Annotated in this window: 19 protein-coding genes; 9 read left to right on the top strand and 10 right to left on the bottom strand. The window is 58.7% G+C overall.

The features are described 5' to 3' along the window. Positions 1 to 108 precede the first annotated feature (108 nt). Positions 109 to 2,274 carry a YgiQ family radical SAM protein gene (locus QZQ97_RS19115; protein ID WP_311994730.1) on the top strand — a complete coding sequence of 722 codons (2,166 nt, stop codon included), beginning with the start codon at positions 109 to 111 and terminating at the stop codon, positions 2,272 to 2,274. 64 nt (positions 2,275 to 2,338) lie between these two features. Here the strand turns inward: QZQ97_RS19115 and QZQ97_RS19120 are convergent, their stop codons facing one another. Beyond that, complete coding sequence (locus tag QZQ97_RS19120; protein WP_311994731.1) at positions 2,339 to 2,944, bottom strand: transglycosylase SLT domain-containing protein; 606 nt, start codon at positions 2,942 to 2,944, stop codon at positions 2,339 to 2,341. Between the two features lie 266 nt (positions 2,945 to 3,210). On the opposite strand from QZQ97_RS19120, the gene QZQ97_RS19125 reads away from it, so the two are divergent. From QZQ97_RS19125 to QZQ97_RS19140, 4 genes are all read left to right on the top strand, one after another. After that, positions 3,211 to 3,516 carry a PTS sugar transporter subunit IIB gene (locus tag QZQ97_RS19125; RefSeq protein WP_006320614.1) on the top strand — a complete coding sequence of 102 codons (306 nt, stop codon included), beginning with the start codon at positions 3,211 to 3,213 and terminating at the stop codon, positions 3,514 to 3,516. A 105-nt stretch (positions 3,517 to 3,621) separates the two neighbouring features. Continuing rightward, complete coding sequence (locus QZQ97_RS19130; RefSeq protein ID WP_311994732.1) at positions 3,622 to 4,941, top strand: PTS sugar transporter subunit IIC; 1,320 nt, start codon at positions 3,622 to 3,624, stop codon at positions 4,939 to 4,941. Continuing rightward, complete coding sequence (locus QZQ97_RS19135) at positions 4,938 to 5,267, top strand: PTS lactose/cellobiose transporter subunit IIA (RefSeq protein ID WP_004948247.1); 330 nt, start codon at positions 4,938 to 4,940, stop codon at positions 5,265 to 5,267. Before QZQ97_RS19130 ends, QZQ97_RS19135 begins: the two co-directional genes overlap by 4 nt. Continuing rightward, positions 5,264 to 6,667, top strand: coding sequence for a GH1 family beta-glucosidase (locus QZQ97_RS19140; RefSeq protein ID WP_311994733.1), 1,404 nt, complete (start codon positions 5,264 to 5,266; stop codon positions 6,665 to 6,667). Before QZQ97_RS19135 ends, QZQ97_RS19140 begins: the two co-directional genes overlap by 4 nt. A gap of 46 nt (positions 6,668 to 6,713) precedes the next feature. Here QZQ97_RS19140 and dkgA read toward each other — a convergent pair whose 3' ends face one another. Together dkgA and yqhD are read right to left on the bottom strand one after the other, a co-directional pair. Continuing rightward, positions 6,714 to 7,538, bottom strand: coding sequence for a 2,5-didehydrogluconate reductase DkgA (gene dkgA, locus QZQ97_RS19145; protein ID WP_311994734.1), 825 nt, complete (start codon positions 7,536 to 7,538; stop codon positions 6,714 to 6,716). Between the two features lie 290 nt (positions 7,539 to 7,828). Continuing rightward, positions 7,829 to 8,992, bottom strand: a complete 1,164-nt coding sequence (gene yqhD, locus QZQ97_RS19150) for an alcohol dehydrogenase (protein ID WP_311994735.1) — start codon at positions 8,990 to 8,992, stop codon at positions 7,829 to 7,831. Positions 8,993 to 9,187: 195 nt separating this feature from the next. On the opposite strand from yqhD, the gene QZQ97_RS19155 reads away from it, so the two are divergent. Then, positions 9,188 to 10,093, top strand: coding sequence for an AraC family transcriptional regulator (locus tag QZQ97_RS19155; RefSeq protein ID WP_063200834.1), 906 nt, complete (start codon positions 9,188 to 9,190; stop codon positions 10,091 to 10,093). 28 nt (positions 10,094 to 10,121) lie between these two features. Here QZQ97_RS19155 and QZQ97_RS19160 read toward each other — a convergent pair whose 3' ends face one another. Continuing rightward, entirely contained in the window at positions 10,122 to 11,150 is a 1,029-nt protein-coding gene (locus QZQ97_RS19160; RefSeq protein WP_311994736.1) for a zinc-dependent alcohol dehydrogenase family protein, read from the bottom strand. 108 nt (positions 11,151 to 11,258) lie between these two features. On the opposite strand from QZQ97_RS19160, the gene QZQ97_RS19165 reads away from it, so the two are divergent. Continuing rightward, positions 11,259 to 12,185, top strand: a complete 927-nt coding sequence (locus QZQ97_RS19165) for a LysR family transcriptional regulator (protein WP_311994737.1) — start codon at positions 11,259 to 11,261, stop codon at positions 12,183 to 12,185. On the opposite strand, the gene QZQ97_RS19170 is transcribed toward QZQ97_RS19165, so the two are convergent. Both QZQ97_RS19170 and metC read right to left on the bottom strand, forming a co-directional pair. Then, positions 12,182 to 12,841 carry a DedA family protein gene (locus QZQ97_RS19170; RefSeq protein WP_311994738.1) on the bottom strand — a complete coding sequence of 220 codons (660 nt, stop codon included), beginning with the start codon at positions 12,839 to 12,841 and terminating at the stop codon, positions 12,182 to 12,184. The genes QZQ97_RS19165 and QZQ97_RS19170 overlap by 4 nt on opposite strands. A gap of 138 nt (positions 12,842 to 12,979) precedes the next feature. Continuing rightward, a complete protein-coding gene (gene metC, locus QZQ97_RS19175; RefSeq protein ID WP_311994739.1) occupies positions 12,980 to 14,176 on the bottom strand; it encodes a cystathionine beta-lyase in 1,197 nt (398 codons plus the stop codon). A gap of 455 nt (positions 14,177 to 14,631) precedes the next feature. Between metC and exbB the strand changes: the two genes are divergently transcribed. Further along, positions 14,632 to 15,600 (top strand): tol-pal system-associated acyl-CoA thioesterase, encoded by a 969-nt coding sequence (gene exbB / locus QZQ97_RS19180; protein ID WP_311994740.1) that lies wholly within the window; start codon positions 14,632 to 14,634, stop codon positions 15,598 to 15,600. Positions 15,601 to 15,603: 3 nt separating this feature from the next. Beyond that, the gene (gene exbD / locus QZQ97_RS19185) at positions 15,604 to 16,026 is read left to right on the top strand and encodes a TonB system transport protein ExbD (protein ID WP_006320636.1); all 423 of its coding nucleotides are present in this window, start codon (positions 15,604 to 15,606) and stop codon (positions 16,024 to 16,026) included. Positions 16,027 to 16,097: 71 nt separating this feature from the next. On the opposite strand, the gene QZQ97_RS19190 is transcribed toward exbD, so the two are convergent. The 4 genes from QZQ97_RS19190 to QZQ97_RS19205 are packed head-to-tail and all read right to left on the bottom strand — an operon-like array spanning position 16,098 to position 20,792. Further along, on the bottom strand, positions 16,098 to 16,916 hold the full coding sequence (locus QZQ97_RS19190) for a shikimate 5-dehydrogenase (RefSeq protein ID WP_311994741.1): 819 nt from the start codon (positions 16,914 to 16,916) through the stop codon (positions 16,098 to 16,100). Between the two features lie 31 nt (positions 16,917 to 16,947). Further along, the gene (locus QZQ97_RS19195) at positions 16,948 to 17,991 is read right to left on the bottom strand and encodes a substrate-binding domain-containing protein (RefSeq protein WP_311994742.1); all 1,044 of its coding nucleotides are present in this window, start codon (positions 17,989 to 17,991) and stop codon (positions 16,948 to 16,950) included. A 21-nt stretch (positions 17,992 to 18,012) separates the two neighbouring features. After that, positions 18,013 to 19,422 (bottom strand): sucrose-6-phosphate hydrolase, encoded by a 1,410-nt coding sequence (locus QZQ97_RS19200; protein WP_311994796.1) that lies wholly within the window; start codon positions 19,420 to 19,422, stop codon positions 18,013 to 18,015. Further along, positions 19,422 to 20,792: a sucrose-specific PTS transporter subunit IIBC gene (locus QZQ97_RS19205; protein ID WP_311994743.1), complete on the bottom strand. Its 1,371-nt coding sequence runs from the start codon at positions 20,790 to 20,792 to the stop codon at positions 19,422 to 19,424. The genes QZQ97_RS19200 and QZQ97_RS19205 overlap by 1 nt, the downstream gene beginning before the upstream one ends. Between the last annotated feature and the right edge of the window lie 13 nt (positions 20,793 to 20,805).

Here is a 20,805-nt window from a genome sequence, read left to right on the forward strand (position 1 = left end):
GCAAGCGGGTTGGCGATGTGACTAATGTGTGAAATAACCATGCTCTTTTTGTCACTAGTGCGTATAATCGCCGCCCGGCGATTAATTAACCTGTGAAAGAGCACCAGAATGAGCACGACCAGCCTGATCCAACCCGACCGTGAATTGTTTTCCTATAAGCCTTATTGGGCCGAATGTTATGGCACCGCGCCGTTTTTACCGATGTCGCGCGAAGAGATGGATCAACTGGGCTGGGACAGCTGCGATGTGATCATTATCAGTGGTGACGCCTATGTCGATCACCCGAGTTTCGGCATGGCGATCATCGGCCGCATGCTGGAAGCGCAGGGCTTCCGCGTGGGCATTATTGCGCAGCCGGACTGGAGCAATAAAGACGACTTTATGCGCCTGGGCAAACCGAACCTGTTCTTCGGCATCACCGCCGGCAACATGGACTCGATGATCAACCGCTACACCGCCGATCGCAAACTGCGCCACGACGATGCCTATACTGCCGGCAACGTGGGCGGCAAACGCCCGGATCGCGCGACGCTGGTGTACAGCCAGCGCTGCAAAGAAGCCTATAAAGACGTGCCGATCGTGCTGGGTGGCATCGAAGCCAGCCTGCGTCGCATCGCCCACTACGATTACTGGTCGGATACCGTGCGCCGTTCGGTGCTGGTGGATTCCAAAGCCGATATGCTGATCTACGGCAACGGTGAGCGCCCGCTGGTGGAAGTGGCGCACCGCCTGGCCGCCGGCGAAAAAATCAGTGAGATCCACGATATCCGCAATACGGCGGTCATGCGCAAGGGCGCGTTGCCGGGCTGGGCCGGTGTGGATTCTACCCGTCTGGACAAGCCGGGCCGCATTGAGCCTATCCCTAACCCTTACGGCGAAGATCTGCCGTGCGCCAACGGCGGTACGCCGGAGCCGGAAGCCAAGCCGGTCACCGTGCGCGCTGCCAAGCCAAAGCCGTGGGAAAAAACCTACGTGCTGCTGCCGTCCTTCGAAAAAGTGAAGGCCGACAAAGTGCTGTATGCGCACACCTCGCGAATTCTGCACCATGAAACCAACCCAGGCTGCGCCCGTGCGCTGATGCAGTCGCACGGTGACCGTTACGTGTGGATCAACCCGCCGGCAATCCCGCTGACCACGCCGGAAATGGACAGCGTGTTTGCCCTGCCGTACCAGCGTATTCCGCATCCGTCCTACGGCAAGGAAACCATCCCGGCCTACGACATGATCCGATTCTCGGTGAATATCATGCGCGGTTGCTACGGCGGCTGTTCGTTCTGTTCGATCACCGAGCATGAAGGGCGCATTATCCAGAGCCGCTCGGAAGATTCTATCATTCGTGAAATCGAAGAGATCCGCGACAAGGTGCCGGGCTTTACCGGCGTGATCTCCGATCTGGGTGGCCCGACCGCCAACATGTACATGCTGCGCTGCACTAACCCGCGCGCCGAGCAGACCTGCCGTCGCGCCTCGTGCGTCTATCCGGAAATCTGCACCTACATGGATACCAACCACGAGCCGACCATCAACCTGTATCGCCGCGCGCGTTCACTGGAGGGGGTCAAGAAGATCCTGATCGCTTCTGGTGTACGTTATGACCTGGCGGTGGAAGATCCGCGCTACATCAAAGAACTGGCAACCCACCACGTCGGCGGGTATCTGAAGATCGCCCCGGAACACACCGAAGAAGGGCCGCTGTCGAAAATGATGAAGCCGGGTATGGGCAGCTACGATCGGTTCAAACAGCTGTTCGACCATTATTCGAAGCTGGCGGGCAAAGAGCAGTATCTGATCCCGTATTTTATCTCTTCGCATCCGGGCACCCGCGATGAGGACATGGTGAATCTGGCGCTGTGGCTGAAGAAAAACCGTTTCCGCCTCGATCAGGTGCAGAACTTCTATCCTTCACCGATGGCCAACTCCACCACCATGTATTACACCGGCAAGAACCCGTTGAGCAAGGTAGGGTATAAGTCGGAAGACGTGGTCGTGCCGCGCGGCGATCGTCAGCGTCGCCTGCACAAGGCGCTGTTGCGCTATCATGACCCGGCTAACTGGGCGATGATCCGCACCGCGCTGGAAGAAATGGGCATGAAGCACCTGATCGGCAGCCGCCGCGAATGTCTGGTGCCGGCGCCAAGCATCGACGAGCAGCGCGAAGCGAAACGCCTGCAGCGTCATACTCGCCCGGCGTTGACCAAGCATACCGATATTACCCGGCAGCGTACGCCGTCGAACAAGCCGCCGCGCAAGCCTATCCGCAACGGCAAAGCGTAACGGCCGAGTCAGGTGCTTAAAATGAAAGGAGAACCCCCGGGTTCTCCTTTTTTGCTTTTGAAAATCACAATTGCTCGTAGGCCGCTTCGACTTTCATCAAATGGCGCGGTGCCTGCGGGGCGGGATGATATTTGCGCACATGCCAGTTAAAGGCTTCCGGCGACAGAGTGTTAATCATCGTGATGGCTTGCTCGCGGTTGCTGGAAAAGGTCCGCAATAGCGCGCCTGTGCCGTTTACGTAGGCGATAATGGTGGCGTAACGCAGAGTCACTGGATCGTAGATCCCTCTAAGCTGCTGTTTTTGCAACACGGCCAGATAGGCGGCACCGAGATCGATATTGGTATCGGGATCCAGTAGATCGTCGTCGTCCGGGCAGCCGCGTTTCCCTTTGTAGCGATAGGCATCGCAGCCGGCGGTGTCGGCTTTCAACTGCATTAAACCGATGGCATTGGACTTACTCACCGCCTCTGGGTTAAAGCCGGATTCTACCTTAATCATCGCGGCAATCAGTTTTTGGTCGACACCGTATTTATCGGCAGCATCTTCTATCGCGTCGTCGTAGGCGTGAGGATTGTAACTGACGCGATGCTTTTTGCCGGCGCAGCCTGCCAATATCAGCATCGCGCAGACGATGCCCAAGCGTGACCACTGCCGTAGAGAAAATTTCATGGTGCTCCGTGCTTTAGTTGAGTGGGGGGTAGCCTCAGGTGCGTCATGATAGCGTTAGCCAGGTAAAAGATCTTTAGCAAAAAAGTGGCTGTTTTCTTGTGCCGCACCATGATGAATTCATCGCTGGCGGCAATTCTGGATCTTCCTCACATAACCCGATCAAATGATGAAACCGGTTACTGAAACCGGTTGCTGTTTTTTCATATTTTCCACCATACTCATTTCTCAACTGAATCATTTGTACGCGATTAGCCTCAGGAGATCGGATGAAAAAGATATTTCTTTGCTGCGCTGCCGGCATGTCGACCAGTATGGTGGTGAATAAAATGAAAAAGTCTGCCGAACAGCAGGGAATTGAGGTGGATATTATTGCCGTGGGTATAGAAGAATTCGAATCTACGCTGGCTAATTACCAATGCTGCCTGCTGGGGCCACAAATAAAATATAAGCTGGCCGATTTTAAAAAGATCGCCGATCGGGAAAACAAGCCGATTGCGGTTATTAACAGCATGGATTACGGCATGATGCGCGGCGATAAGATTCTGGCCGAAGCCTTGGCGATGATCGCATAACACCGAGAGAACCGGAGGCGTGCAGTACCCGTTGTACCTGGCTCTCCGGCCAGGATTGAGCCGCTTTTCACCCCATTACTCACCAAACGTCCCGAGGGTTGAACCATGAGTATCAGCCAGGCCGCATTTAATTTCATTGAAAACCGCATCAGCCCGATTGCCGGTAAATTATCGACCCAGCGTCATATTATGGCGATCCGCGACGGTTTTATTTCCGCCATGCCGTTCATGATCGTCGGCTCATTTTTACTGGTCTTCGCCTATCCGCCTTTTGCCGCCGACAGCAGTTGGGGAATAGCCCAATGGTGGCTGAATGCTGCGGAAAAACATCAGGTCGCCATTCTTACCCCGTTTAATATGACGATGGGCATTATGTCGATCTATATTACCGCCGCCATCGCCTACAATCTGGCGCAGAGTTATAAGCTCGAGCCCTTTATGGCGGCGATGCTGGCGCTGATGTCTTTTTTACTGGTCGCCGCGCCTCAGACCGAGAAGGTGCTGCCGACCGCCGCGTTGGGCGGCGTGGGGATTTTCACCGCCATTCTGGTGGCGCTCTACACCACCGAACTGATCCGTTTCCTTAAAGTGCGCAATATCGGTATCTCGCTGCCGGAGCAGGTGCCGGCCAAGATCAAACAGTCATTCGATCTGTTGATCCCGATCCTGGCAGTGGTGATCACGCTGTATCCGCTCAGCCTGCTGGTGCAACACCAGTTTGGCCTGCTGTTGCCGCAGGCGATCATGGCGCTGTTTCAGCCGCTGATTTCCGCCGCCGACTCGTTGCCGGCTATCCTGCTGGCGGTACTGATCGGCCATCTGCTGTGGTTTGCCGGCATTCACGGCGCGGTGATTGTCTCCGGCATGCTGCAGGCGTTCTGGCTGACCAATCTGGGCATCAACCAGGATATGCTCGCGGCCGGCCAGCCGCTGCCGCACATCTTTATGGAAGCTTTCTGGACTTTCTTTATCGTGATTGGCGGCTCCGGCGCTACTTTTGGGCTGGTGCTGCTTTATCTGCGCAGCCGTTCGGCGCATCTGCGGTCGATCGGCAAGCTGAGCCTGGTGCCGAGCTGTTTCAACATCAACGAACCGGTGATCTTCGGCACGCCGATCGTGATGAATCCCACCTTCTTTATCCCGTTTATCACCGCACCGATCGTCAATTCGATCATTGCCTATGCGGCGGTGAAACTGGATCTGATCGGCCGGGTGATCTCGGTAGTGCCCTGGACCGCACCGGCGCCGATTGGCGCAGCCTGGGCCACCGGCTGGGATTTCCGTGCAGCGCTGCTGGTGCTGCTGCTGGCGGCGGTATCGGCGCTGATTTATTACCCGTTCTTTAAAGTCTATGAGCAGCAACTGCTGGATCAGGAAGTGAGTGAAGCGGATCCGATCGAACAAACGCAAGGAGTGACCGAATGATCGACATGGAAACGGCGGTAATGGAGCTGATTATCAATGCCGGCGAGGCGCGCAGCTGCGCCATGCAGGCGTTGTACGCGGCGCGTAAATACCAGTGGGATCAGGTGGATATTCTGCTGGCGGAATCGCAACTGGCGGCAAAGCGCGCCCACGCGACCCAGACTGAGCTGATCGGGTTTGACGAGGGCGAAGGCAAGCTGCCGGTCAACCTGATCATGGTGCACGCGCAGGACCACATCATGAACGCGATGCTGGCGCGCGATCTGGTGGAAGAGCTGGTCAGAATTTATCGATTACTGGAACAGAACGGAGTGCAAAACGCATGAGCGTATTTCCCAAGGATTTCCTCTGGGGCGCGGCGACCGCGTCTTATCAGGTTGAAGGCGGCTATGATGCCGATGGCAAGGGCCTGTCCAACTGGGATCTGTTTTCCCATCTGCCCGGCACCACCTACCAGGGCACCAACGGCGACGTGGCGGTCGATCATTATCACCGCTTCCGGGAGGATGTGGCGCTGATGGCCGAGCTGGGCATGCAGACCTACCGATTTTCGATCTCCTGGCCGCGGCTGTTGCCGCAGGGACGGGGAGAGGTGAACGAAGCCGGCATCCGCTTTTACAGCGAACTTATCGACGAACTGCTGAAGCACAATATCAAACCCATGATCACCCTTTATCACTGGGATCTGCCGCAGGCATTGCAGGAACAGTTCGGCGGTTGGGAGTCGCGTGAGATCGTCGATGCCTTCGATGAATACGCCCGCCTGTGCTATCAGCGCTTTGGCGATCGCGTCGAGCTGTGGTCAACCTTCAACGAAACCATCGTGTTTATCGGCATGGGCTATATTACGGGCGCGCATCCGCCCAGGCTGACCGATCCGAAAAAGGGTATTCAAGCTTGCCACCATGTATTCTTGGCCAATGCGCGGGCGGTGAAAAGCTTCCGCGAAATGGGGATCGACGGGCAGATCGGCTTCGTTAACGTGCTGCAACCTAACGATCCGATCAGCGATTCTCCGCAGGATCGGCGCGCCTGCGAGATCGCCGAAGGGATCTTCACCCATTGGCTGTACGATCCGGTGTTGAAGGGCGAATACCCGGCGGAGCTGTTGGCGATGGCGCAGCAGGCGTTTGGCGTGCCGTATTTCGCGCCGGGTGACGAAGAACTGCTCAAGCAGAACATCGTCGATTTTATCGGCCTGAATTACTACAAGCGCGAGATGGTGGCGCATAACGACGACGTGGACGGCTATGCCATCAATACCAGCGGCCAGAAGGGCAGCGGGCGCGAACTGGGCTTTAAGGGGTTGTTCAAACAGGTACGCAACCCGAACGGCGTTTACACCGATTGGGATTGGGAGGTTTACCCGCAAGGGCTGACCGACGCCATTGGCCGCATCGTCAAACGCTACGGCAATATTCCCCTCTACATCACCGAGAACGGGCTGGGCGCCAAGGATCCGATTGTCGACGGCGAGGTGCGCGATCAACCGCGCATTGACTATCTGCGCGATCATATTCAGGCGATCGGCGCGGCGATCGAACAGGGTGCCGACGTGCGTGGCTATTACCCCTGGTCGTTTATCGATCTGCTTTCCTGGCTCAACGGTTACCAGAAGCAATACGGTTTCGTCTATGTCGATCATAACGACAATCTGGCGCGCAAGAAGAAGCAGAGCTTTGGCTGGTATCAGCGGGTGATCGCCACCAACGGCGAGCAATTATAGCGGGGAAATGAAATGGCCCTCTCGTTGGGGAGAGGGCCGGCTGACATTACAGAGACTCGGGATCCGGCCCCAGGCGATTGCCGATATCCAGTTGGGTTATCTGGCTCAGTTCGTCTTTATCCAGTTTGAAATCGAATACCTCGAAATTTTCACGGATACGCGATGGCGTGACCGATTTCGGGATCACGATCAGGCCGCTGTCCAGGTGCCAGCGCACCACGATTTGCGCCGGGGTCTTCTCGTATTTATCCGCCAGGTGTTTGATCAACGGTTGGTCAAATACCCCTTCGCCGCCCTGTGCCAGCGGGCTCCAGGACTCGGTGGCGATATGATGGGTGGCGTTCCAGGCGCGCAGCTGGCGCTGTTGCAGCAGCGGGTGCAGCTCGATCTGATTGATCACCGGCGCGATACCGGTTTCATCCAGCAGACGCTGCAGGTGCGGAATGTGGAAATTGCACACGCCGATGCTCTTGATCAGCCCCTGTTCGCGCAGCTTGATCAACCCGCGCCAGGCGTCGACGTACTGATCCTGTTGCGGTTTGGGCCAGTGGATCAGATACAGATCGACATAGTCCAGTTTGAGTTTTTCCAGGCTGGTTTCCAGCGCGGCCTGCGGATCGCCCTGATCGTCGTTCCACAGCTTGGTGGTAATGAACAGTTGATCGCGCGGTATCGAGGCAGATTGCAGCGCGGCACCGACCCCTTCCTCATTCTTGTAGATCGCAGCGGTATCAATCGAGCGATAACCAATTTCCAGCGCTTTGGTCACTGCATTGGTGGTCTCCGAAATACTCGCCTGCCAAACGCCGAGACCCAACTGCGGCATCAGATTACCATCGTGGAGTTTGATGATGGGTTGTTGCGTTGTCATGCGCATCTCCTTGTGAACTGATTGCCCGGCGCAGCATGCACCGGAAAACGGCTATAAATAAATTCTAGTTGGCAAACCGGGGTGTTGCTGAGTTTGCTAACCAAATTTCAGCGGTTGCGGCACGGTCTGATACAGGTCATGTTTTTCTCCCATTGATTAACGAGACGATGTCATGCGATGCGATCGGCAGCGCAGATAAAGCGCTGAACTGCGCCCGGTGATCGGTCGGGCGCAGGGTGCAGAAAGGGTAAATAGAAACTAAAGCCTAGCAGGAAATCGCCGGTTTGCGATTAACGTGCCGCTTCATAAATGCGTTGGCTGACTTCCAGCGTGATGTCCTGGTGTTCACCCAACGCGGTCATGCCGTGCTGATGCAGCTTGTCGAGCAGCGCCGGGATCGAACTGCCGTCGAGCTGATAATCCGCCATGCGGGTCGGCACGCCCATTTGCTCGAAGAAGGCGCGGGTGGCGGCGATGGCGCCGTCAATGCGGCTGTCTTCGCTGCCGTCACGCAGGCCCCAAACGCGTTCAGCGTATTGCAGCAGTTTTTCGCGCTTCTGCGCTTTTTTCTCGGTCAACAGGGCCGGCAGAACGATCGCCAGCGTCTGCGCATGGTCAAGATCGTGCATCGCGGTCAGCTCGTGGCCCAGCATGTGGGTCGCCCAGTCCTGCGGCACACCGGCGCCGATCAGGCCGTTCAACGCCATGGTGGCGCTCCACATCACATTAGCGCGAACTCCGTAGTTTTCCGGCTCGGCCAGCGCGCGCGGGCCGTCTTCCAACAGCGTCAGCAGCAGGCCTTCGGCAAAACGGTCCTGCACTTTGGCGTTGACCGGGTAGGTCAGGTACTGCTCCAGGGTGTGCACGAAGGCATCCACCACGCCGTTGGCGATCTGGCGTGGCGGCAGCGAGTAGGTCACTACCGGATCCAACACCGCGAACAGCGGCTGCACGTGCGGCGAGAAGAAGTGTTGCTTGTCGCCGCTGCTTTTGCGGGTGATTACTGCGCCGCTGTTGGATTCGGAACCGGTGGCCGGCAGCGTCAGCACGCAACCCATAGGCACCGCACCGGTGATCTGGCTGCCGACGGTTTTCAGGATGTGCCACGGATCGCTGTCCGCCTGGTAATGGGCCGCTGCGGCAATGAACTTGGTGCCGTCAACCACGGAACCGCCACCGACCGCCAGCAGGAAATCGATGTTTTCCGCGCGTACCACTTCGACCGCTTTCATCAGCGTTTCGTAGGTTGGGTTAGGCTCAATGCCGGAGAACTCCTGCACGTTACGGCCGGCCAGCGCGGCATAAACCTGATCCAGCACGCCGTTTTTCTTCACGCTGCCGCCACCGTAGGTGATCAGGATGCGTGCGTCCGCAGGGATCTGCTGTGCCAGGCCGGCAATTTGGTCCTGGCCGAACAGGATTTTGGTTGGGGTATGGAGAATAAAGTTTTGCATGGGGTCATTTCTCTTCTGCATGGGGCAAAGCGCCGACGGCGCAAAAATATCTGATGCGTATTGTCAGTAACTTAGCCCCGCAGCACAATGCACATTCCTGTGCAAGTCTTGCCTATTCCTACAAAGCGTTGTAGAAAAATAGAGTTTTAAACTATTATTTATGCCGAATTGTTCTGAGTGTAAGAGGGTGTTTCAGTGACGGAAATCGATGAACTGCGCTGCCGCATGGCGCGCCAGGCCGCGCGCTTTGCCGAGGGCAACGGCTATACGCCGTCGCCGGTGCCGCGGGTCAAGATCCTGTACGTCGATCGCTACTGCCCGCGTCAACCGGTGATGTATGAACCTGGGGTGGTGATCGTTTTTCAGGGGCACAAGGTCGGTTATTGCGGCAACAAGGTGTTCCAGTACGATCCGCGCAACTATCTGCTGATGTCGGTGCCGTTGCCGTTTGAGTGCGAAACCTTCGCCAGCCCCGAGCAGCCGTTGGTGGGGTTGGCGGTCAATATCGATACCCAGATGCTGCAGGACCTGCTGATCGATATCGGCGATGACGACTACCTGATGCAGCCGCGCAGGGAAAGCAGTGGGGTCAATCTGGCGGCGTTGTCGGAAGAGATGCTGTGCGCCACCGAGCGCCTGCTGGACGTGATGGCCAAACCGCTGGACGCCCGGGTGCTGGGCCCGCAGATCGTGCGTGAAATCCTCTATCACGTGTTGCGCGGCTCCTGCGGGGCATCGTTGCAGGAGTTGGTCAACCGCCATACGCACTTTAGCCAAATCGCCAAGGCGCTGCGGCGCATCGAGAACCAGTATGCGGAAGGCCTCAACGTGGAGCAGCTGGCGGGCGAAGTGAATATGAGCATCTCGGCGTTTCACCATAACTTCAAGGCAGTGACCAACACCTCGCCGCTGCAATATGTGAAATCTTATCGGCTGCACAAGGCGCGTTTATTGATGGTGCACGACGGCCTGAAGGCCAGCACCGCGGCGATCCGCGTCGGCTATGAGAGCGCCTCGCAGTTCAGCCGCGAATTCAAACGCTTCTTTGGCGTGACGCCGAGCGATGAAATTGCCCGGCTGCGCGACAGTCCACTCGGTTAACGTCGCCTGCCTGCCGCCGGGTCGTGCTTCAAGGGGTCAGCACGATCTTGCCGAAGGCCCCGCGATCGAGATGATCGAGCGCCTGCGGCAGTTGATCGAAGCGGTAAACCCGGTCGATCACCGGCTGCAGCCCGATGAGATCCACGGCGCGCACCAGATCTTCCAGCGCACGGCGATGGCCGACGCCAATACCTTGAATCACCGGCGATTTCATCAGCAGCGGGCCGGCAGGGGCGGAGACTTCGAAGCCTTCCAGGGCGCCAATCACCGAGATGCGCCCGTGAACCGCCACGGCGCGCACCGAATTGCCGAGGTTGGGGCCGCCAACGGTGTCAACCACGTGGTCGATACCCCGGTCTTGCGTCAGTTCATACACGGCATCCACCCAATCGCCGTTCAGGCGGTTAATGCCGTGATCGGCACCCAGCGCTTTGGCGCGCGCCAGTTTTTCATCGCTGGCTGAGGTGACGTACACCTCAGCGCCGTGCGCCTTGGCTATCTGTAGCGCGAACAGCGCCACGCCGCCGGTCCCTTGCACCAACACCGATTCGCCGGCGTGCAGGCGCCCCTGTTCCACCAACGCGAACCATGCGGTCAGGCCGGCGCAGGGCAGAGTGCTGGCCTGTACGTCGTCCAGCGAGGCGGGCGCTGCTGCCAGCCAGTCTTCATGCACCACCACGTATTCCGCCAGCATGCCCTGATAGAAACCGCCAAGGGTGCGGTAGGGCAGCGTACGCGCATCGCCGTGCGGCTTCTGTCGACCGTCGATCCAGTCTGGGCTGAAGGTGGAGATCACCCGTTCGCCGGGTTGGAAGCGGCTGACGCCGGCACCGATGGCATCCACCTCGCCGGCCATGTCGGAGGCGGGGGTAAAGGGTTGCGGCAGCGTCATTCCCATGCCGGTTTCAATCACCAGTTTGTCGCGGTAGTTGAGCGCCACCGCTTTCACTTTCACCCTGATCTCGTGCGGGCCCGGCTGCGGGATAGCGCTCTCGGTCAGTTGCAAATGTTCACGCCCCAGGGCGGCCATCGTCCAGCGTTGCATTGTGTCAGTCATGATTCACTCCAAAATCGGAAATAAGTAGGCCTGTCGATATTATCGTTGATTGATATTCGCCAGTGGCGATAAGATTTCTTTCAATTGTTTCCTTAAGAGATACAAACCATGACCGACCGCTTGAACGGCATTTCGGTATTTGTCACTGCAGTGGGCGCGGGGAGCTTTGCGCTGGCCGCCAGCCGGCTGCATCTTTCGCGTTCGGCGGTGGGGAAGACCATCGCCAGACTGGAGCAGCGGCTTGGCGTGCGCCTGTTCCACCGCACGACCCGCAGCCTAAGCCTGACCGACGACGGGGCGCTGTTCTACGAACGTTGCCTGCGAGCGCTGGAGGAGATCCGCGCGGCGGAAACGCAGCTGGAGTCGGGCAAACGAGAGGTCAGCGGCAGGTTGAGGGTATCGATGCCGGTGCTGTTCGGCCGCATGTGCATCGCGCCACTGCTGACCGAACTGGCGCGCGAACACCCCGGGCTGGAGCTGGAACTGTCGTTTAACGATCGCGTCGTGGATTTGATTGAGGACGGTTTTGATCTGGCGATCCGCAACGGCGAGTTGGCCAACAGCAGCGGGCTGGTGGCACGGCGACTCGGTAACCATCGCATGGCGCTCTGCGCCGCGCCGGCTTACTTGCAGCGCCGCGGTGAACCGCAGAGCATCGAAGAACTGGCGCAGCACGATGCGGTGGCTTATGTGCGTGCCGGCGTGGTGCGTAACTGGTTGATCCCCGAAGCGGGCGGCGTAACGCGGGAGATGATGCCGGGCACCCGTCTGCAGATGGATGATCTGCAGGCGATAGCGGATGCGGCCGTCGCCGGGTTCGGCATTGCCTGGCTGCCGTGTTGGCTGGTGCGCGAGCAACTGATTAAAGGCGAATTGGTGCGGATAATGCGAGATCGGCCGGGGCTGTTTTTCGACGCCCATGCGGTGTGGCCGCAGACGCCGCATCTGCCGCTGAAGGTGCGGATGGCGGTGGATCGACTGGCGAGCAAGTTGCCCGCCAATATGGAGCTGATTGAGGCGAAGCCTGTCGGTTAGGCGGCGGCGCGCTTTTTGCGCCAGATAACCAGCATGGCGCCCAGCAAGCCCACCAGCAACAGCAGCAGCGGCAGGATCATCAGCCCGGTCATCACCTGGCTTTCGTAGCGTTTCACCAGTGGGATCTGGCTGAAAGCGTAGCCGAGGCTGACCAGAGTACCGACCCAAACAACCGCGCTTAACCAGTTAAACAGATGAAAACGCGCGCTGTTCAGCCCTGAAATACCGGCCATGGTCGGCAGCAGGGTGCGAACAAAGCCGAGGAAGCGGCCGATCATCAGGGCCATCAGGCCGTGACGGTTAAACAGGTTGTGCGCGCGTTGGTGATACTGGGCGGGCAGTTGCAGCAGCCAGCCTTTCACCAGGCGGGTATGCCCCAACCAGCGGCCCTGCAAATAGCTTAGCCAGCAGCCGAGGCTGGCGGCGAGGGTCAGAATAATCAATGTGGGGACAAAAGCCATCACGCCTTTGGCGATCAATGCACCGGATAACAGCAGCAGACTGTCGCCGGGCAGGAAGGAGGCTGGCAGTAATCCATTTTCAAGGAACAGAGTGGTGAAAAGCACGGCATAAACCACCCAAATTACGCTTGGGTCGGCAAGGGCAATGAAGTCCTGCTGCCAAAGCGCATGAACAATCTCTCGTAATACATCCATTTTATGTCCTGTTGCATGCCGGTTGCGCCCGGGGTCACGTTCTCCAGGATGCGGCGGTTACCGTATCTATCCGGTTAGTGTACCGCTAATAGCTTAAGCCGACATTAAACGAGACGAAGAAAATTGCCGCACTGCAAGTCAGCGCACACTGGCGATGCGTTCGAAACCGGCCGCCAGATCGGCGATCAGATCGTCGACGTTCTCCAGGCCGATATGCAGGCGCACCAGCGTACCGGTGAAGTCGACGCCGCCCGCCGGACGGATAGCCTCGAGTTCCTCCGGCTGATTGGCCAGGATCAGCGACTCAAAGCCGCCCCAGGAGTAGGCCATGCTGAAATGGCTGAAGTTATCCAGATAGTCGGCCAACTGTGCGTCGTTCAGACGTTCTTTCAGCACAAAGGAGAACAGGCCGTTGCAGCCGCTGAAATCGCGGCGGTAGAACTCATGGCCTTTGCAGCCGGGCAGCGCCGGGTGATTGATCGTCGCGACCTCCGGCCGTTCCGCCAGCCAGTTGGCGACTTCGATACTGCTCTGTTCGTGCTGCTTCAGGCGCACGCCCAGCGTGCGCAGACCGCGACTTGCCATATAGGCGGTATCGGCGTCCACCATCTGACCCATCAGGTAAGAGTATTCGCGCAGTTGGTCCCAACAGCGTTCGTTGGCCACGGCGGTGCCGAGCATGTAATCGGAGTGGCCGATAATGTATTTGGTGCCGGCCTGGATCGAAATATCGATATCAAAATCCAGTGCCTTGAACAGCACGCCGGCCGCCCAGGTGTTGTCGATCATGATCACCATTTCCGGCGCTACGGCGCGAATGGCCTGCACCATCGCCGGGATATCCTGAATTTCCATAGTGATGGAACCGGGGGATTCAAGAAACACCACGCGGGTATTGGGCTGAATCAGCCTGGCGATGTCGGCGCCGATCAGCGGGTCGAAGTAGGTGGTCGTCACGTTCATGCGGCTAAGAATATGGCTGCAAAAATCCTGCGTCGGCTCATAGACCGAACCGGTCATCAGCACGTGGTCGCCGGCGCCGACAAAAGACAAAATGGCGTTGGATACCGCCGCAGCGCCGCACGGATAAAGCACGCAGCCCGCACCGCCTTCTAGCTCGACCATCGCATCCTGAAACGCGAAATGGGTCAGGGTGCCGCGCCGGCCGTAAAATAGCTCGCCGTGGGCGCGTTGAGCGGTGGCATGTTTCTTGGCTGCAACGGAGTCAAATACCAGTGAGGAAGCGCGCTGGGTGACGGGATTGACGGAGCCCAGGGTATAGCGCTTGCTGCGCCCGGCGGCGATCAGCGTGGTTTCGATATTTTTTGACGTCATAGGAATGGGCTCACTTTTACTGGCTTTTCACTGGCATTTTGCGATAGCCCTTAGGTTAACATGACATATAATAGCCATCCAGACGTTTTAACTTCCAGATATAGAAACGGCCATAATCCTCTGCCGGAGCGCGTTCTGGCACGCCATCATTCTGCATGACGGCATTTAACCCGCCCGCATGTCGGCAAACCGGCAGCCCACAGGCATAAATGCTGTCGGGGCGGTTTTGTTGCATCTCTGTGGGCGAAAAGTAACGAAAAGCCCTTTAAAAGGGGAGTAAAGGGGCGAACCGGTGGCGAATGAGCGAATGTTGCGGCTTCGATGCGTCGGGATCTGAAATATTGTCGATTATTTGGTAAATAATAATGAGAACTACTATCAATCCCTGATTGGTTTGATATGATCGCACGCTGAATTATTCCTCAATTTTGATCGGTAACGGGTGGAGGCACAGCGTGAAAACGGCTGGCAAGCATTTAAATCAAGGATCGTTCGGCCAGGGCCGGGCGCAATGGGGCAAGGCGTTAGGCCGTGGTCTGATCGCTTCGATGGTATTGGTGGTTGGGCTGGCCGGCAGCGCACAGGCTGCACCGGCGGCGAACCCCGCCGTGACCGAGAGCGTTGCTCCGGCCGCCGCGCCTGCTGCTGCGCCTGAAACCCTCACTCCGGTGAATCCACAACCCACCATCCAGCCGCCGGAAACCCGCGGCATGGATCTGTCCGTTTGGGGCATGTACCAGCACGCGGACATCGTCGTGAAGACAGTGATGATCGGCCTGGTGCTGGCGTCCATCGTCACCTGGACCATTCTGTTCTCCAAAGGCAGCGAGCTGTTCCGCGCCAAGCGCCGTCTGCGCCGCGAGCAACTGGCGCTGGCCAATGTGCGTACGTTGGATGAAGCCAGCGAACTGGCCCAGAATTTCTCCGAAGAAAGCATCAGCGCGGTGTTGCTGAACGACGCGCAAAACGAGCTGGAACTGTCGGCGGAGTCCAACGACAACAACGGCATCAAAGAACGTACCGGTTTCCGCCTTGAGCGCCGCGTAGCGGGCTACAGCCGTAACATGGGGCGTGGCAACGGCTTCCTGGCGACCATTGGCGCCATCTCGCCGTTCGTCGGTCTGTTCGGTACCGTTTGGGGCATCATGAACAGCTTTATCGGTATCGCCCACTCGCAAACCACCAACCTGGCCGTCGTCGCGCCCGGCATTGCGGAAGCGCTGCTGGCGACCGCATTGGGGTTGGTCGCCGCGATCCCGGCGGTGGTGATTTATAACGTCTTTGCCCGTGTCATCAGTGGACATCGTGCCCAGGTTGGCGACGTGGCGGCGCAGGTGTTGTTGCTGTTGGGCCGCGATTTGGATCTGGCCGCGACGGCAGAGGCCAAACGCTCGCAGCATTCACACCAACTGCGGGTGGGGTGAGTTATGGCGATGCGCTTAAATGAAGATCTGGACGACAGCGGCGAACTGCATGAAATCAACGTGACGCCGTTTATCGACGTCATGCTGGTGCTGTTGATCATCTTTATGGTGGCCGCGCCGCTGGCAACGGTAGATATCCGCGTCGATCTCCCCGCTTCTTCAGCCAAACCGCAGCCGCGCCCGGAAAAACCGGTGTTCCTGTCGGTGAAAGCGGATAAGCAGCTGTACGTGGGTGAGCAAGCGGTCAACGCCGATCAACTGACGGCGGTGCTGGATCAGCGCACTCAGGCGAACAAAGAGACCACCATCTTCTTCCAGGCGGACAAGACCGTGGACTACGAAACGCTGATGAGCGTGATGGATACGTTGCGTAAAGCCGGCTACCTGAAAGTGGGGCTGGTGGGGATGGAAGGCGCCGCGAAGTAGCGGGCCGGATATCGCTAACGATGAGAAGGGCGCCGAGGCGCCCTTTTTCTATTTAAATGCTTTGATAGAATTCAGCCGCGAGCATGCGCCGCGGCGCGGGCGATCTGCTCATCGGTAGGGCGTACGCCGGTATAGAGTACGAACTGTTCCAGCGCCTGCAATGCAATCACTTCCGCACCGGTGATCACCCGCTTGCCTTGCTCGCGCGCGTAGCGAATCAGCGGGGTTTCCGCCGGCAGCGCCACCACGTCGAAGACGATTTTCGCCGCTTCGAGGGTTGCCGGAGCAAAGGCCAGTTGTTCCGCCTCTGCGCCACCGGCCATGCCGATGGGGGTTACGTTGATCACCATATCTACGGTTAAATCACCGATTTCCGCCAGCCACTGATAACCGTAGGCGCTAGCCAGCGCCTGGCCTGCCGCCGGGTTACGGGCGATGATATGACCCCGTTTGAAACCGGCGTCGCGCAGGGCGGCGGCCACCGCCTTTGCCATGCCGCCGCTGCCGCGCAGGGCGAAAGTGGTTTCCGCCGGGATCTGATGCTGCGCCAGCAGTTTGGCGATGGCGATATAGTCGGTGTTATAGGCCCGCAGGAAACCCTCGTCATTGACGATGGTATTGACAGATTCAATGGCCGTGGCGGAAGCATCCAGCTCATCGAGGAAGGGAATACAGCTCTCTTTGAACGGCATGGAAACCGCACAGCCGCGAATACCCAGAGCGCGTACCCCGCCCACCGCCGCCTGAATATCCTGGGTGGTAAATGCCTTGTAGATAAAGTTCAGATCCAGTTCCTGGTACAGATAGTTATGGAAGCGGGTGCCGAAGTTGCCAGGGCGGCCGGCCAGCGACATGCACAGCTGGGTATCTTTGTTAATCTCACGACTCATGATGGGTTCCTTAATCGGGAAATACCTGAATTTATGGCTGGCCGAGCAGCGCCTTCGAACCGGGGTGACGCCAGTGGATGCTGCCCGGCAGATATAACGTATTCTGCGCCAACGGCTGTTCGTCGATAAGCTGGCTGACCATGTCGAAACTGTGCTGGGCCAGGGCTCGGCAATCCTGGGCTACGGTGTCGATCTTCAACGTCAGGCCATCGAACAGGTAGTGATCGTCGAAGCTGCAAAGGTGCAGGTCGCTTTCCATCAGCTGGTGCTGATTCAGGTAGCGCAGCACCCCTTCCAGCAGGCCGCAGGCGGCGGTAAACAGCGCTTTCGGCGGCCGGCCGAGCTGCGCGCAAAGCTGGGCGAACATCTCGTAGCCGGAGCTGGGGTGGTAATTGCCGTTGATGATCCATTCCGGTTTACAGGCCACCCCGGCGCGTTCAAGGCCGAGCTGAAAACCGGCCAACCGATCGCGCGTTGGCGAGATACGCGGCTGGCCACCGAGGAAATAGAATTCGTCCGGATGCTGGCGCGCGACGTTTTCCACCAGCGTGGCGGTTGAGGTCAGTGAGTCTGTCATCACCAGCGGCAGCGCGGAACCGGTGATCAGACGGTCCATCTGCACCACCGGCAGGCCGGCGTTAATCTTTTGGTATTCCACATCGCTGAGCTGGCTGGAGGCGACAATCAGGCCGTCGACCTGGCGTTGCACCAGGCTGTTGACCGCCATCATTTCCTGCGCCGGGTTTTCATCGGAGCAGGCGATCAGCAACTGTAAACCCGCCTCGCGGCACAGGGTTTCCAGCTCGCGTGAAATCACGGCAAAACCGTAGTTGGTCATTTCCGGCACGACCAGCCCCAGGGTATGGCTGCGGGAAGAGCGCAGCGAACGTGCATGGAAGCTAGGCTGATAGTGGTGCTCGCCGGCCAGAGCCAGAATACGGTCACGGGTGTCGTCGGACACCCGGTATTCTTTGCTGCGTCCGTTAAGCACCAGGCTGGCGGTCGATTTCGACACGCCGGCCAGTGCGGCAATATCACTGATGGTTATGCGTTTGTTTTTTTTCACTGACGGCATCTGAGTTCATCGGAAGATGCGTCATTCTAGCATGCATGGCGTCAGCGGCCAGTGCTCCAGTGCAAGCTGCGCCGTGCCGCTCAAACCCAGCCGCGGCTGCGGGCCAGGGAAGTAGCGCGAGCTCATGACCCCTTCGCCGTGGTTGATAAAAATCTCCACGCTGGAGCTGTCGAACAGCATTTGCAGATGGGTGACCTCACCACGCCAGTAACGGTGTTCTGGCTGCCCACTGCGCAGGTTGTTGCGCGTCAGACGCAGCAAGGCGCCGTCCCAGCTCAACGTCATCGCATCGCCAAAGTCGGCGCAAAATGCGCCGTTGGGCGTCAACAGCACTTCGGCACTGTCGACAGACCAGCCCGGCGCGTTATCCGCGATTCCCTGCCATTGGCTGCCTTCGCCGCGCAGACGTTGCAGCTCGCGCGCCGGCTGTTGGTAAAGCTTGCCGTTGTGCAACGACAGCTCGCGCAGGCAAGTCATGGTGTGGATCCAGCCGTATCGCAACGTCGGGTGATGGGCTTCGTCCTGCTCTGGTACGCCCATCCAGCCGACCAGCAGGCGGCGGCCGTCTTCGGCCAGCGTGGTCTGCGGCGCATAGAATTCGAACCCGGCGTCCAGTTCGTGGAATTCGCCATGTTCAAAGCTCGCCTGCCGATAATCCAGTTTGCCGGTCAGATAGCCCGCCTGGTAAACGTTGAGATAACGTTCAGCCTGCGCCGCCAGCCCCTGAGGGCAACAAATCAATACCTCGGTTCCTTCCAGCGTGAACAGATCCGGGCATTCCCACATGTAGCCGAAATCGCCCATGCCGTTCAGCTGCGATCCGGCAATCTCCCCCAACAGCTGCCAACTGCGCAGATCGGCGGAACGCAGCAACAGCACCTTGCCGCGATCCTGCAGGTCACGGGCGCCGAGCACCATGTACCAGTCGTCTTGATGGCGCCAAACCTTGGGATCGCGCACGTGGCCGCTGTAGCCTTCGGGCAGCGGCAGTACCGGGCCGAGCTTGTCATACCCGCCCTGCGCATTTTCCAGCGCCAGGCACTGGTACGCGGTGCGAGAGCCGTCGGGGTATTTGACGTTGCCGGTATACGCCAGCATGATTTTTCCGTTTTCCACTACCGCCGAGCCTGAGTAACAGCCGTGGCTGTCGTAACAGGCGCCGGGCACCAGCGCCACCGGCTGATGCTGCCAGTTCAACAGATCCGTCGATTGCCAATGGCCCCAGCATTTGTTGCGGTGGTCGCAACCCAGCGGGTTCCACTGATAGAACAAGTGATAAACCCCCTTATGCTGAATAAACCCGTTGGGGTCGTTCAGCAGGCCGACGCTGGGGGCCAGGTGCCATGCCGGCCGGTGAGGATCGCGCAGCGCCAGCGGCATGCCGTTCATCAGCGCCTGAACGGCCTGTTTCATCAAATTCAGTTCTTCCATCATTCACTGTCCGTTTTGTATTTCAGCAGCAGCGAGAGCGTAAAGGCACTGCCGAAGGCGATAACCAGACCAATGATATAGCTCAGCAGCGAGTTGGCCTGCACGATCGCCAACCCCGGGATCGCCGTCAGCCCGACGGCGTTCATGCCGACGTGATTGGCCACCACCCAGGCACCGCCGAGCGCGCCGCCTGCCAGCGCCGCCAGGAAGGGCTTCACAAAGCGCAGGTTGATGCCGAACAGCGCCGCCTCGGTAATGCCGAGCATGGCGGAAAAGGCCGAAGGCACCGCAATGGCTTTAATCTTGGCGTCGCGGGTTTTGAAATACACCGCCAGGCAAGCGCCGCCCTGAGCGATATTGGCCATCGACCAGATCGGCAGCAGGAAGTTAACGCCGATTTTCGGGTTGCCGAGCAGCCCCGCCTCGACGGCGTGGAAGCTGTGGTGAATGCCGGTGATGACGATGGCGGAATACAGGCCGCCGAACAGGAATCCGGCGAACCAACCGGCGTGGGCAATCAGCGTGCTGAGCACAAAGGAGATGCCGTCACCCAGTGCGCGCCCGGCAGGGCCGATAAACAGCATGGCGACGAAGCCGGAGATGACCACGGTCAGGAATGGCGTCAGGATCAGGTCCAGCGCGTTGGGGATCACTTTGCGCAGCTGTTTTTCCAGCACGCTCATAAACCACACCGTCAGCAGCACCGGGAACACCGTACCCTGATAGCCGATCATGGCGATCTCGAGTCCGAAGAAATTCATGGTGTGGAAACCGCCGGCGACGCCCCAGGCGTTGGTCAGCGCCGGGTGGGTCAGAATGCCGCCCAGCGTGGCGCCCAGATAAGGGTTGCCGCCGAATTCGCGCGCGGCGGTGAAGCCGATCAGGATAGGCAAGATGATAAACGCCGCCGAGCTGAACATGTCCAGCATCACGAACAGCGCGCTGTTGGCGTCGGCCCAGCCGTAGGTTTTCACCATGCCGAGCAGGCCCATCAGCAGGCCGGAGGCGACGATAGCCGGAATGATCGGTACAAAGATGTTCGACAGCAAACGGGCGATGCGTTGCAACGGGTTGAGTTTTTTCGCCGCGATGTCGGCGGCTTCAGACTTGCTGGATTCGCTGACGCCCGCTGCCTTGATAAATTCCGCATGCACCTTGTTGACCAGCCCGGTGCCGAAAATTACCTGGATCTGTCCGGCGTTGCTGAAACAGCCCTTTACCCCGTCAAGCTTGCCAATCGCGGCCTTGTCCACCTTGCTGTCATCCACCAGAACCAGCCGCAGCCGGGTGGCGCAGTGGGCGGCGCTGGCGATGTTCTCTTTGCCGCCGAGCAGCGGCAACAGCGCGTTGGCAGTTGCGGTAATGTCCATGTTTTCTCCCTTA

This window comes from Serratia sp. root2 (genome assembly GCF_031931805.1).
GTDB lineage: Bacteria > Pseudomonadota > Gammaproteobacteria > Enterobacterales > Enterobacteriaceae > Serratia > Serratia inhibens.